Annotated in this window: 14 protein-coding genes; 13 read left to right on the forward strand and 1 reads right to left on the reverse strand. The window is 58.6% G+C overall.

The window, feature by feature from the left end; genetic code table 11:
- Positions 1-67: 67 nt before the first annotated feature.
- On the forward strand, positions 68-850 hold the full coding sequence (locus tag NKJ32_RS17495) for a DUF1499 domain-containing protein (protein WP_352828210.1): 783 nt from the start codon (positions 68-70) through the stop codon (positions 848-850).
- 13 nt (positions 851-863) lie between these two features.
- Here the strand turns inward: NKJ32_RS17495 and NKJ32_RS17500 are convergent, their stop codons facing one another.
- Positions 864-1,772 carry an MBL fold metallo-hydrolase gene (locus tag NKJ32_RS17500; protein WP_352828213.1) on the reverse strand — a complete coding sequence of 303 codons (909 nt, stop codon included), beginning with the start codon at positions 1,770-1,772 and terminating at the stop codon, positions 864-866.
- Between the two features lie 114 nt (positions 1,773-1,886).
- Here NKJ32_RS17500 and NKJ32_RS17505 point away from each other — a divergent pair, with 114 nt between their 5' ends.
- The 12 genes from NKJ32_RS17505 (at position 1,887) to NKJ32_RS17560 (ending at position 13,566) form a co-directional block, all read left to right on the forward strand.
- Positions 1,887-2,477: a biotin transporter BioY gene (locus NKJ32_RS17505; RefSeq protein ID WP_352503745.1), complete on the forward strand. Its 591-nt coding sequence runs from the start codon at positions 1,887-1,889 to the stop codon at positions 2,475-2,477.
- A gap of 375 nt (positions 2,478-2,852) precedes the next feature.
- On the forward strand, positions 2,853-3,443 hold the full coding sequence (nusG, locus tag NKJ32_RS17510; protein ID WP_352456046.1) for a transcription termination/antitermination protein NusG: 591 nt from the start codon (positions 2,853-2,855) through the stop codon (positions 3,441-3,443).
- A 147-nt stretch (positions 3,444-3,590) separates the two neighbouring features.
- The gene (locus tag NKJ32_RS17515; protein ID WP_352828215.1) at positions 3,591-4,910 is read left to right on the forward strand and encodes a UDP-glucose dehydrogenase family protein; all 1,320 of its coding nucleotides are present in this window, start codon (positions 3,591-3,593) and stop codon (positions 4,908-4,910) included.
- Between the two features lie 40 nt (positions 4,911-4,950).
- The gene (locus NKJ32_RS17520) at positions 4,951-6,228 is read left to right on the forward strand and encodes a sugar transferase (RefSeq protein ID WP_352828218.1); all 1,278 of its coding nucleotides are present in this window, start codon (positions 4,951-4,953) and stop codon (positions 6,226-6,228) included.
- A gap of 160 nt (positions 6,229-6,388) precedes the next feature.
- A complete protein-coding gene (gene gmd / locus NKJ32_RS17525; RefSeq protein WP_352828221.1) occupies positions 6,389-7,483 on the forward strand; it encodes a GDP-mannose 4,6-dehydratase in 1,095 nt (364 codons plus the stop codon).
- Between the two features lie 21 nt (positions 7,484-7,504).
- Positions 7,505-8,278: a glycosyltransferase family 2 protein gene (locus tag NKJ32_RS17530; RefSeq protein ID WP_352828223.1), complete on the forward strand. Its 774-nt coding sequence runs from the start codon at positions 7,505-7,507 to the stop codon at positions 8,276-8,278.
- Between the two features lie 165 nt (positions 8,279-8,443).
- Positions 8,444-9,055: a hypothetical protein gene (locus NKJ32_RS17535; protein WP_352828226.1), complete on the forward strand. Its 612-nt coding sequence runs from the start codon at positions 8,444-8,446 to the stop codon at positions 9,053-9,055.
- Between the two features lies 1 nt (position 9,056).
- Positions 9,057-9,902 (forward strand): O-fucosyltransferase family protein, encoded by an 846-nt coding sequence (locus NKJ32_RS17540; protein WP_352828229.1) that lies wholly within the window; start codon positions 9,057-9,059, stop codon positions 9,900-9,902.
- Positions 9,903-9,925: 23 nt separating this feature from the next.
- On the forward strand, positions 9,926-10,396 hold the full coding sequence (locus NKJ32_RS17545; protein WP_352828232.1) for a hypothetical protein: 471 nt from the start codon (positions 9,926-9,928) through the stop codon (positions 10,394-10,396).
- A 161-nt stretch (positions 10,397-10,557) separates the two neighbouring features.
- Positions 10,558-11,508, forward strand: coding sequence for a hypothetical protein (locus NKJ32_RS17550; RefSeq protein WP_352828234.1), 951 nt, complete (start codon positions 10,558-10,560; stop codon positions 11,506-11,508).
- 13 nt (positions 11,509-11,521) lie between these two features.
- On the forward strand, positions 11,522-12,283 hold the full coding sequence (locus NKJ32_RS17555; RefSeq protein WP_352828236.1) for an FkbM family methyltransferase: 762 nt from the start codon (positions 11,522-11,524) through the stop codon (positions 12,281-12,283).
- Positions 12,284-12,342: 59 nt separating this feature from the next.
- Positions 12,343-13,566, forward strand: coding sequence for a glycosyltransferase (locus NKJ32_RS17560; protein WP_352828238.1), 1,224 nt, complete (start codon positions 12,343-12,345; stop codon positions 13,564-13,566).
- The last annotated feature ends 157 nt before the right edge of the window (positions 13,567-13,723 follow it).

The following is a 13,723-nucleotide window of genomic DNA, read 5'->3' on the forward strand; positions in this document are numbered from 1 at the left end:
TTTGCGTCTTCAAGCCGCCGCTGAAAGGCACTATGCCTGTGTTCGGGTTGGGGCAGCGCGGATACCAATGAGAATTCCCGAGCGACAAACGTCGAGGGCTGCCGGTTGGTCGCGGCGCGCCGGCGCGTTTTCGGCAGTCCTGCTGCTGACCGCTCTCATCGGCCATCGCTATGACCTCGTCGAGACCCAAGCTTTCCTATGGGTGCTTGGCATTGTCGCCTTGCTGGCCGCGTTTGCGCTTTTGTTTGCCGGGTTTGCCTTCGCGCGATTGTGGAACTTCGGTGATCGTGGCGGCCAAGACCTGACCGCCGGCGCCTTGCTGGCGTTTCTGGTGCTCATCCCTTACGCTGTCGGGGCCTATTGGGCGGCGACCTATCCGCCGCTGCGCGACATCTCGACGGATTTCGACGACCCGCCGGCGCTCGATATTTCTACCCGGACAAAGGCTATGAACGAGCTTTTGCCGCCGACGCCCGGCGAGCAGCGGCTGCAAATCGAAGCTTATCCGCTTGTTACCGGACGCAGCTATACCTTGCCTTTCGATCGCGTTCTGGAGGCGGTCAAAACCGTGCTCGATCGGCGCGGCTGGCAGCTCACGGCGCCGTTTCCCGACGCAGCAGGGCAAAGCGACGTGACGGTCGATGCGCTGGCCAAGAGCTTGCTGCTTGGCCTTCCCGCCGATGTCGCCATCCGCGTGACCGATGACGGCGATGCGGTCATCGTCGATATGCGCTCGGCCTCGCGTTACGGCCGCCACGATCTTGGCGACAATGCAGCGCGCATCACCGATTTCCTTGCCGAACTCGACCAGGAAGTCGCCGGCCAGGTGGGCGTGGCGCCGGCGGAATGATGTCGGGAGGGTACTACTTTGCCGGCGAATAGATGCCGTCGATAGCCGGCGCGCCATCGGTGTGGACCAGGCCGCGCGCCACCAGGTCTTCCAGATGGGCAAGCACCGACAGGCCGGCCGCGCCATGCAGGCGCGGGTCGGTGTCTCGATAGATCGCGTCCACCATGTCCTTGATTGTCCGGTCGCCGCTGTTGATCCGCTCCAGAATTGCGCGTTCGCGCATTTTGCGATGCGTTTTCAATCCGCGCATGAAGCTGCGCGGCTCGGTCAGCGGCCCACCATGACCGGGCAGCAGCAGCCGGTCGTCACGTTCGATCAGCCGATCGAGCGATGTCATGTACTCGGCCATCGCGCCATCCGGCGGCGCGACGATCGTGGTTGCCCACGCCATCACGTGATCGGCCGAGAAAAGGATGCCGGTTCCCTCCAGCGCGAAGGCCGCGTGATTGGCGGTATGGCCGGGCGTCAGCACCGTCCGGATCGCCCAGCCGTCGCCGTCGATCACCATATCGTCCGGCAGCGCGATATCAGGAACAAAGTCGGTGTCGGCGCTGGCATCGAGCGGACTGACCTCGCCGGTACGCAATGGCCGCGCCGGGCGATGCCGGCCTTCCGCCAGAACCGCCGCACCGGTATGCTGCTTTAACCGAGCCGCCAGCGGCGAATGGTCGCGATGCGTGTGGCTGACGAAGATATGGCTGACCGGCCTGGTCCCGATCGCTTCGAGCAGTGTTCGAAGATGTGCCTCGTCATCCGGTCCGGGATCGATCACCGCCAGCGTCTCGCGCCCGACGATATAGCTGTTGGTTCCGTGATAGGTGAACGGGCTTGGGTTCCTGGCGGTGACGCGTTGAATACTAGGCGCAACGGCTACGCCCTGGCCATAGGCCGGATCGAAGCGTGTGTCGAATTTCAGCGCCATGCGAACGTCGCGACCTTTTTTGGGGCGAGGGCAAAACCGATTGCCGCATAGCACGGAAGCCAATATAGGAAAACGCAAGGCCGCGTTCGGCGGCAATCCGGAACGGGGAAGACTATGGCAATTGCAACGACGATGCGTCCGCTCATTTCTCTCGCTTTGCCTGAAAAGGGCGCGGCCCGGCTGGCAGGACAGCTTTTGCTGGCGATCGCCGGAACGTTGCTGCTGATCTTGTCTGCCAAAACCAAGGTCATGCTCGGACCGGTCGATATCTCGATGCAGACGCTTGCCGTCTTGCTGATTGCCGCCGCCTTCGGCATGCGCCTCGGCGTCGCCACGCTGCTTCTCTACATGGCCGAGGGCGCGTTGGGCCTTCCGGTCTTCCAGAGCACGCCCGAAAAGGGCATCGGTATCGCTTACATGCTCGGTTCGACCGGCGGTTATCTAGCCGGCTTCGTCGTCATGGCGGCGATCGTCGGCTGGGCTGCCGACCGTGGCTGGGATCGCCATCCTATCAAGCTCTTCAATGCCATGCTGGTGGCCGAGATCGTCATGATGGCAATGGGCTTTGCTTGGCTGGCGCTGTTGATCGGCCCGGAAAAGTCCTGGCAGTTCGGGGTGGTGCCCTTTATCGTCGGTGATCTGATCAAGGTTGCGCTGGCCGCGAGCCTGGTGCCGGCTGTCTGGTCGCTGTTGAAGCGTTCGTGAAGCCGGTCGAGCGGTGATAACCTGTTCTGCGCGACAGTGATTTTTCGCCGTAGTTGGTGTGGCCGTGCAGGATCTTTGTCGCTGGCGGCAGGCTTGTGCGCGACGCCATCCGTCACATTAGCTTCAAGTCGACGGACTAAGTACCAGAACCAACGGGCGATTCGTCACGACCAGCGTAACCAAGCACCTACGCATGGAAATAAATTGCTCGACATAGCATCTCAGCCAGCTGAAAAAGAAAGCGGCTCGATGATTATTTAGGCACAGCTAAATTTCTGGACAATGTGTAGGAAATTCTTAACCCAACCGCCTTGACTCTAGTGGCTTGGTTGCTTGCTGGTATCCACACACTGTCGTAACCGTTGACCTGAGATCATGCCGCCGACCGCCGAAGGAAGACACGTGAGTAGCGCGGAAAAAACAACGAGCAAGGCAACAGCCCTGTCGCCTGAGCCGACCGCCGCGCCGGCAACGCGCTGGTATGCGGCCAGCGTCTTTCCCGGGAAGGAGCATGTCGCAGAGCGGCATCTCCGGATCCAGGGATTCGAGCCCTTTGTGCCTCGCTGCGAGAAAACCGTGCGTCATGCCCGGCGGCTCGAAACACGGTCCGCAGCTTATTTCCCGGGTTATATGTTCATCGCCCTTGACGTCGCGCTGCAACGTTGGCGCTCGATCAACGGAACGTTCGGTGTGCGCTCCCTCGTCATGCAAGGGGACCGGCCTTTGCCTGTCCCCTCCGGTCTGGTAGAGCGCTTCATTGCGTTGACCGGCAGGCACGGCCTGCTCGACTTCAGTGGCGGCCTCGCAGCCGGTGCTTCGGTTCGGATCCTTTCCGGCCCGTTCGCGGAAATGATCGGTCGCCTTGACCGGCTCGATCCAGCCGGAAGGGCTCGGGTTCTGGTTGCGATCATGAATGGCGAGATACCTGTCGACCTTGATACCAGGGATCTCGTCGCCATCGCATAGTCGTAAGCATCGAGGTGCGGCGAGGCGATGCAAATTGTTGTAGGATCGGCTCTCGGGTTTTCACCCGGGAGTGCGGTAGCCGTTCTTCGGTGGGACTAGGCGCTGTCTGACGAGATCGTCTCGTCGGCGCTAATGAGAGTACGCGCTATGCGAATAACAATGATTGGTGCCGGCTATGTAGGGCTCGTCTCGGGCGCCTGCTTCGCCGACTTTGGCCATCAGGTCTGCTGCGTCGACCGGGATGCGGAAAAGCTTGCCATGCTCAAACTTGGCAAGATACCGATCTATGAGCCAGGGCTCGACGACCTCGTCACCACGAATACCGCGCAAGGTCGCTTGCGTTTCGACGACAATCTGGCCGATGCCGTTTCTCAATCGGATGTCGTCTTCATAGCCGTCGGCACGCCGTCACGGCGTGGCGATGGGCACGCCGATCTGTCCTTCGTTTACGATGCGGCCGCCGAAGTTGGCCGCGCGCTCAAAGGATTTACGGTCGTGGTGACGAAATCGACCGTCCCTGTCGGTACCGGAGATGAGGTGGAACGGATCATCCGCGAGCAAAATTCCGCCGCCGATTTTGCGGTGGTCTCCAATCCCGAATTTCTTCGCGAAGGATCGGCCATCGAGGATTTCAAGCGGCCCGACCGCATTATTGTCGGGACCGATGCAGAACGGGCCAAAGCCGTCATGGGCGAGATCTACCGTCCACTCTCGTTGAATGTCGCGCCGATATTCTATACGAGCCGGCGTACGGCTGAGCTTACCAAATATGCCGGCAACGCATTTCTGGCCATGAAGATCACCTTCATCAACGAAATTGCCGATCTCTGCGAGCGGTTGGGGGCAGATGTGCAGGACGTCGCGCGCGGCATCGGCATGGACAATCGCATCGGTGCAAAGTTTCTTCATGCTGGACCGGGCTATGGCGGCTCCTGTTTCCCGAAAGATACGCTGGCACTGGTCAAGACCGCGCAGGACGCGGCAAGCCCGGTGCGGCTGATTGAAACGACGGTCTCGATAAACGACCAGCGCAAACGGGCGATGGCGCGCAAGGTGGTTGAGGCCTGCGGCGGCTCTGTGCGCGGCAAGTCCATCGGCATCCTTGGCCTTACGTTCAAGCCGAACACCGACGACATGCGCGACGCCCCCTCATTGGCCATCATTCAGGCACTCCAGGATGCAGGCGCTTCGATCAAGGCCTATGATCCGGTCGGCATGGAGCAGGCGCGCAAGATGATAGAGGGCATTGAATTCGGGGAAAGCGCCTACGCGGTGGCCGACGGCGCGCACGCGATCGTCATTGTCACCGAGTGGAACGCGTTTCGGTCGCTGGATCTGAAGCGGCTCCGTGCAGTCATGGCGACGCCGGTGATGGTCGACCTGCGAAACGTCTATCGCGGCGAGGACGTCGTGAGGGAAGGCATAGCCTATTCGAGCGTCGGCCGAGAGCGGCATCCTGTCCAGTAAGCGTCCAGGTTTTCATGGAGCCCGATTCGCGGGATTCAAATTGATCGCCACCACCATCCATTTACCCAACAAACGGCATCTCCTGCTCCGGATGCGCTTTCAGCTGCTTGGCGGATTGACATTCGCTATCCTGCTGCCGGCGTTGTTACGCCTGTCGGTTGATCAACAAGTGATCTGGCAATCGAACATGCAGGTTACGATCTTCGCAGCATTCATCGCCCACACAACAGGCTATCTGTTTTACAAGCGCATCGGCAATTTCCCGGGCGTTGCAGCGGCTGGCTACATCCTGCCAACCTTCGCCCTGACCTACGGCCTCGTGTTCGCGACGATCTTCTTTTTCAGATTCGACTACAGCCGGTTCCAGGCGGCAGCGAGCTTCATTCAGTCGACATTGTGGTATTTTGGCTTGAGCCTGGCGACGCGTAGGCTGGATGTATACCGGCTTGCGATAATTCCCGGCGGAGACGTCGACAGGCTGGAGAGTGTACCAGGTGTGAGCTGGCACAGGATTCATTCGACCAACACGGTTGTCGAGCACGCGAGCGGCGTGGTGGCCGATCTTCGAGCCGACCTTTCGGATGAGTGGGAGCGCTATATCGCCGACCGCGCGCTCTCGGGAACGCCGGTCTACCATGTCAAGCAAATCAGCGAATCGCTCACCGGCAGGGTAGAGATAGAGCATCTTTCTGAAAATACACTGGGTTCCCTGAACCCAAACCAGGCCTATCTGAAAATAAAGCAGGCAATAGATTGGGCTTCCGCGTTATTTGTGCTTGTTGTTTTCTCGCCATTGCTGTTGTTCGTGGCAATTGCTGTAAAGATCGATTCGCCTGGACCTGCGCTGTTTAGACAGAAGCGAATGGGCTACCGAGGGCATCCCTACGAGGTCTACAAGTTTCGAACGATGAAGCTCAGCGACACGTCTGTCGACGAGAAGGAAGCGGCCATGACGAAGCCCGGCGATACACGCATCACCCGTTTGGGGCAGTTCTTGAGAAAGTCCAGGATCGACGAGTTGCCGCAGGCCTTCAACATCCTGCGCGGCGAGATGAGTTGGATCGGACCGCGGCCGGAAGCACTTGTACTGTCGAAATGGTACGAGGCGGAGCTGCCATTCTATCGCTACCGTCACATCGTTCGGCCCGGCATTACCGGATGGGCGCAAGTCAACCAGGGCCATGTTGCAGCCGTGGACGACGTCCTGGAAAAGCTTCACTACGACTTCTACTACATCAAGAATTTCTCCCCTTGGCTCGACGTGCTGATCGTGTTTCGTACCATCCGAACCATGCTGACGGGATTTGGCGCGCGTTGACAAGGCGGGAAAGATCGCTACTCGACGTAGCCAAGCCGCCGCTCACGAGCTTCGCAGGGTGGGGATAACCCCAGCTTTCTTAAAATGGGTATTTTGGAATGTCTAAAGTTACGCTGATTAGCGTTGAAAATACCGTCGTATCGACCTCGGAGAAAGCACAATGACTAGGAAGACCGCGCTCATTACCGGCATCACCGGCCAGGACGGCGCCTATCTGGCGGAACTTCTCTTGGCAAAGGGCTATGATGTCCACGGCATCAAGCGGCGGTCGTCGTCGTTCAATACAGGTCGCATCGATAATCTCTATCAGGATCCGCATGAAAAGAACGTAAGACTGTCGCTGCACTATGGCGACATGACCGATGCCACCAACCTCATCCGCATCGTCCAGGAAGTGCAGCCAGACGAGATTTATAATCTCGCCGCACAATCGCATGTCCAGGTGAGCTTCGAGACCGCGGAATATACGGCGAACGCGGACGCGATCGGCACATTGCGCCTGCTCGAAGCCATTCGGCTGCTTGGCCTGACAAAAAAGACGCGTTTCTATCAGGCATCGACGTCCGAACTCTACGGCAAGGTGCAGGAGATACCGCAACGGGAGACGACCCCCTTTTATCCCCGGTCACCTTATGCGGCGGCAAAGATCTATGCCTATTGGATCACCGTGAATTACCGCGAAGCCTACGACATCCATGCCTCCAACGGCATCCTTTTCAACCACGAGAGCCCGATGCGCGGCGAGACCTTCGTCACCCGCAAGATCACGCGCGCGGCTGCCGCAATTAGCCTCGGCCTTCAGGACAAGCTCTATCTCGGCAATTTGTCGGCTGAACGGGATTGGGGACATGCCCGCGACTATGTCGAAGGCATGTGGAGAATTCTTCAGCATGAGGTGCCCGACGATTATGTCCTTGCAACTGGGGTCAAGAACTCGGTCCGCCGCTTTGTCGAGCTTGCGTTCAACGAAGTCGGGACCGAAATCCAGTGGGTTGGTTCCGGAATCGAAGAAAAAGGCATCGACGCGAAATCCGGTGCGGTTCTGGTCGAAGTGGATCCGCGCTATTTCAGACCGACTGAAGTTGAGCTTCTGATCGGCGATGCCTCGAAAGCGGAGCGCGTTCTCGGGTGGAAGGCAACAACGTCGCTGGCGACAATGGTCCAGGAAATGGTCCAGTCCGACCTTGAGACGGTAAAGCGGGAATCGGAACACCGGCGCCTTGACGAGGATAGCGTTCGCGTTGCGGCCCAGTAAGCAGCGTCGGACCGGATTGACATGAAGGTCTCGGTTCTGACGGTCTGCCGGAACTCGGCCGCGACCATCAAGCATACGATCGACAGCTTCTTTGCCCAGAACTATGCGGAAAAGGAACTGGTGGTGGTCGATGGCGGATCGTCAGACGAGACGCTGGCAATAGTCAGGTCCTACCCACAGGACGAGATCCGGCTGATCAGCGAACCCGACAGCGGAATGTATGATGCGCTCAACAAGGGGCTGCGCCTCTATACCGGTGACGCGGTGGGCGTGCTGAATTCAGATGATTGCTTTCATGACCTCACGGCGCTCGGACGCATCTCGGAAGGGCTCGAACAGGCTGATATAGTGCATGGCGACCTGGATTTTGTCGAAGACCATGTGAGCAAGCGGGTCGTGCGCCGGTGGCGTGCTGCTCCCAAGCCGGCCAAAGGTTTTCGCACCGGTTGGATGCCGGCCCATCCGACGTTCTACGTCAGGCGGAAGGTGGCGGAGACCGTCGGCACGTTCGACCTCAGACTCAAGGTGGCATCGGATTACGATTGGATGCTGAGAGCGGTCGAGCTACATGGATTCAAAGCCGTTATCACCAACCACGTCTTGGTCGACATGATGGTCGGCGGGGCCAGCACGCGGAGCCTTGGCTCCTATATCGGGCACAACTTTGAGGCGCTGCAGTCGCGACGACAGTGGCTGCGCTCCGGACCAATCGACTATGCGCTTGTTGCCAAGCCTGTTCGCAAGCTGGGGCAGTTTTTGTCCAAAGCGCAGCGAAACAGCGGTCCCCTTGTTTGAAGGCAAGCGAGCCGTGGTTGAAGGTCCGTTCCTTGATCGTCCAGCGCTTGATTGGAATCGGGCGAGACGCCTAGCGGACAATCGCCGACGCGTATATGGATCGAGTCGCCGCGATCTTTTGACGATCATGTATCAACAACATTCCCAAGTGGCAGAAGCCTGACGATGAATGACCCGAAGAGCATTTTGGAGCCGATCGGAGGCTATGCCCTCGACCTCATTGCGAAACTGCGCAACCGACCGTTTGTCCCGCATTCGCTGACGAAGTTGCACAATATGAAAACCTGCAGAGACATGACTGGCGCCATGACTGCAGTGGAAATCGGTTCCTACAAAGGTGTCACGACAAAGCGAATGTCTCACCTGTTTGAGAAGGTGATCTCTGTCGAAATTGACGAAGCACTATACCTTCAAGCCAGCAAGCGCTGTGCAGGACGGAAAAATGTGGAATTGCTGCTCGGCGACGGCGCCAAGCTGCTGCCTGAAATAGCCGCGCGGGTGAACAAGGCGCTTATCTTTCTGGATGGGCACTTCAGCGGTGGCGAAACGGGACAGGGCGACGAGCCAGAGCCGGTGCTGAAGGAGCTCGATCTCATCGCCCCCTTCATTTCAAATTTCGTTGCGGTTGTGGTCGATGATTTCCGACTCTTCGGCGTCGAGCCGGGATGGCCAAGGAAGTCGGAAGTGATCCAAAAGCTGGAAATCCTGCTGCCGGAAACACAATGGAGACTTTCCGTGCTTAATGATCAGTTTTTGGCCGTCCGAAAGCTTGGCTAGATTGGCATCCAACGACGAACTGACCAGAGGAGGCCCGTGGCATCTGCCGGTTCTTAGCCGGTGGGATGTAGGGGTCATCCGCTCACCAGGGCCCGGGCTGGGCAATCTTCTCTTTCCGATCGCGCGCGCCTTGATCGGGCAGAAGGTTCGCGGCGGTGTCTTCGTTCATCCGACTCTGAGACAGCTCAAGTTAGGAACGTTCCTTCGCCGCGAGCGGGACACGCGAACTTACGGCAGCGTGATACGCGGCCGCACGGGTGCTGAGTGGCGCGATTGGGCGCACGCTCAGTGGTATCCGAAGGTCGACGAAGATGACTATCGTGGCGAGATCGGCGTTGCGGTGCGCTATTCAGGCCTAAAGCGTTATTTCCACGACCTTACCGGCCATAGCGAAATCGTGTCGGCCTGGCTCGAGGATACGGTCCGCAGCGTCGGAGTCATTAACGACGCCTATGACATCGGGCTCCACATCCGGCTCGGTGATTTCGCGCAGTCTGGTAGCGCTCCCGGGGGCAATAATATCCGGTTGCCCTTCGATTGGTATCGCGCCGCACTCGCAGAAGCACGGCGGCTCCTTGGCACTGCGACGCCGCGAATTACGCTTTTCACGGATGGCAACGTGGACTTCGTCAATCGCGAATTGGGTATACAGGATCTTACGATTGATCCGAGCGGCAATGCACTCACCGCGATGCATAACCTATCACGGGCGCGCGTGGTGATCGCTTCCCGCTCGACGTTTTCGATGTGGGCAGTCTATCTCGGTGGCATGCCGGCGATCTGGGACGAGAAATTTGACCTTCAACGCAGCTTTCCGGAACGGTCTGGTCTCGACCATCGACTTTAAGGCGGCCGGATAGGGGATATTCGTTGACTCATTTCGGTATGACAGTGAACTCGACTGACAAGTTTGCAGATCAGAGCGCGCTTGAGGCGCCTGCAATCTTCGGCCGGCTGATGTTCGAAATAGCGCTTTGCCACTGTTCCTCACAACGTAATCCTGGAAGCGCCGATGGCCACCGGGTTCGTCGGCGCGATCTTCCTGTTCGGGCACTTGACTCCGGCAATTTTCTCGGCCTTTTCGGTGTCGTCGGGACGACCACACTTCGATCATCGCCTTTTGGGGCCATAACCTTCTTCAAGGAACTCGGACAAGCCATGTTCTCCGGTGCCATTTTGGGCCACTCCGGCCTTTGGATGACGTTCTGCACGATCGTAGGAATTTATGCCGCGCAGCAGAGCGAACTCGGCAGATTGCGACGGATGTCATATGGCTGGATGCTGGACCATGCTACGGTTCCACCGATCCGGCCCGGCAGCAGATATTCAAGACCAAAGTGAGATCAAGTCTCCCAACCTCCGCGGACGAAATCGTTGCGCGTGGCTTCGTAACCGTGGGCTCGCCCGGTGGGCACCGCGAATCCTATGTTGAGACGTTATCTGGTATAACGGGGCTCACGCGGCTGATCGAACCCCGCGGCATTTCGACATTGAGGACGCTTTTGGCCGCGGACGCAGTGCTGTTTGCCACGCTTGAGGACGACATTGCGTTCTTTTTTGGCGTAGCCATTTTGCGCGCCGTCCTCAGTCGCGACACAGTCGCGGTTTTCATGAGCCCGCGACGCTGCTTCACCCCGGGGTTTTATTCCGTGGTACGGCGCCACGCCTTTCGCTTGCTCAAGCGGCTACGCGGTGTGACCTTGCTCTCGATCCTGCCCTTTTATCTCGATCAACGCTTCGCGAGCGTGGCGGACGACTGGATTTACGATCCGCAGTTTTGGGATTTGGACAGTAGGATCGAGAACGCCGATTGGCCTGACAGCGCACTTGCGCAGGACGTGAAACGGAAGGCCCAAGGTCGCCCCATCCTCTTGTTTCTTGGCGGACCGTCCGTCATGAAAGGTTTTCCGTTCCTGGCCAAAATCTTGCAAGCTAAGCCTGCCATCACCGACCGGCTGATGATTGTCGTCGCCGGCAAAGTCCCGGAAGATCAGAAGCGGTTCGCAGAGCTAGTGAGCGAGGCTGGCGGCCTGGTGATCGACCGCTATCTGACTGATGACGAGGTTTTGTCTGCGAAGCTGTGCGCTACGTGCCTATGGGCCTGCTACGACCCGTCCTATGATTCCTCTTCCGGGCTGTTCGGCCGCGCCATGCAGCTTGGCAAACAAGTCATTGTCCGGCGGGGATCGTACATTGACAGCATTGCATCGCATCTCAACTATCCGGTTCACCGTTGCGCATTCGATGATATTGACGAAGGCGCGGCGGTTCTCATGGAAATCGGCGAAGCGGATGCGCCGCCGCAGCCCGACTGTATGGCAATGACATGCCGGGACCAATCGGTGGCACGTTTGCGTGCCGCATTTGCAGATCGTGACGGTGCTTTGCCGAAGCAACTGGCGGGAATGCCGAACCGCGCCGGTAATGGCAGAAACAAGAAATCCCGAGCTTAAAAGATGGAATATCATGGGTCCGCAGACTAAACAGGCTCTACGCGACGTTGGCCGACGGTTTGGCCTGGATATCCGGCTGAACGGGCTGAATTCGCGCGATGACCTTCGTTTCATTCATTTCCTGCGCATGCACAGGATCGATACGGTTCTCGACGTAGGCGCCAATCGGGGGCAATTCGCCCAGCAACTTTTCAAGAACGGGTTTGAGGGGCGCATCCTCTCGTTCGAGCCGCTGCCTGACGAGCACGCGCTCTTGATTGAAGCGGCCGCGGCGTTCGGGGGCCGGTGGTCTGTCGCGCCGCGTTTGGCGTTAGGCGACAAAGCGGGCAAAGCGACCTTTTATGTCACACAGGGCTCTGCCAGTAGCTCGCTGCTCGAGCCGCTTGGAGGCTTCGTCGAGGCGGCCCCGCAGGTCAAGGTGGACAAGCAGATCGAGGTCGAAATCCAGAGACTTGACACGCTTTGGCCCAACCTTGATCTGACCGGTCGCAATGTCCTCTTGAAGATGGATGTGCAAGGCAGCGAGGCCCTGGTTCTTGCAGGCGCGAGCACAATCCTGCCGTACATCCAGGGCGTTCTCGTCGAGCTTTCACTGGTCGATCTTTATGCCGGGCAACCTTCGGGGATCGCGGTACAGCAGTGGATGGCCGAGCAGGGTTTCGGCCTGTGGGACATCTGGACCGGATTCCGCAACCCGCAAACCCATCGGCTTAATCAGATCGATGCGCTCTTCTTCCAGGATGGCCACGGCACTACCGGCGAGGCTGCCCAGTGAAAGTCGTTCAAATCGTCGGTTGCCCCCTTCATTCGGGAGCCGGCAGGGGCATACGCGCATTGCACGAAGCCCTTCTCGGGCGCGGTATAGACACGCGCATTATTGGTCGTGTCGAATCCAATCTGCCATCAGGTCTCAAAGCCGAAGCATCTTCATTTTTCGCGCGGCTTCCCGTCAGCCTGCGAAATCGCCTTGGGCGGTGGCAGATCAAGCGCCGGTTCGGACCTCTGCCGCCGAACTTTCAACCCATCGCTCATGGCCTCAGCCTCCACAAATGGCCCACTTACCGGGAGGCGGATCTGATACACATCCAGTTCGTCGGAGCAACGACGATTGGGCCGCCGCTTTGGCGTGCGCTCCAGGCGGAGACGCGCCCTGTCGTATGGACGCTACGCGACATGTGGCCGTTCACCGGGGGCTGCCATTTCTCGGGCCAGTGCGAACGCTTTAGTGCCACTTGCGGCTGTTGCCCAGAACTCGACGGCGCTCCAGATGACGACATTACGCCGCACGATCTAGCCTTCAAGGCGGCACATATCGGCAAGAACATTACATTCGTTGCTATTAGCAACAGCATCGCCGAGAAGGCGCGGTCCAGCACCGTTCTGAAGGGGCACGATATCCGTGTCATTTCGAATTCTGTGATGCTGGATCGCTTCGTCCCAATTGCCAAGGCGGAGGCTCGGGCGGCACTGCGGCTTCCGGACGACAGAATTATTCTGGCCGCTGGAGCGCTTAATCTGGCCAATCCGCGCAAAGGCAGCGCGACGCTTGCCGCTTTGTTCGAGGCCTATCGTGGAGATCCACGCGTGCATTTTGCGATCTTTGGAGGAAATATCGAGCAGCTTGTCTCCCCGGCGCCGGACAATTGCACGCAATTCGGGCTATTGGACGATGATGTCAAGCTCAACAGGGTATATGCGGCTGCGGACCTCTATCTTATGACGTCCTTGCAAGAGTCTTTCGGCAAAGTGACAGTCGAGGCGATGGCGTCGGGCACGCCTGTAATCGCCTATGATGGCACGCCGGCGGTGGACATGATCCGAAACGGCGAAACGGGGTGGCTGGTACCAAATGGAGACCATGCCAAGTTCTTGGATGCCGTAAGACAGGCTTGCGCATTTCCGCGAAGCGCCCTTGCCGAAATGGGGGAGCGCGCGCGCGCGGACGTTGTTGAGAGGTATTCGCTCGCTAGCGCTGTAGAACGGCATATTGAACTTTATCGGGAGCGTTTGGACGGCAAGTCAACGCAACGGGAAAGTGTAAAAAGTCCGGTAAACTGATGGCCTTGTCAACAAATGACTGTTCGGCAGCCGGTAATCGAGGCTGTGACCAACCGAGATGCTGTGACCAACCGAAAAGAGTGCCATGGAATGTCATTGTGACGAAAGCTCTGTCCGATCATCCCGATACGTCGAAAGGCTCTCTGCTGAGCAGTGA

It is taken from the genome of Mesorhizobium sp. M0159 (assembly GCF_040322295.1).
Lineage (GTDB): Bacteria > Pseudomonadota > Alphaproteobacteria > Rhizobiales > Rhizobiaceae > Mesorhizobium.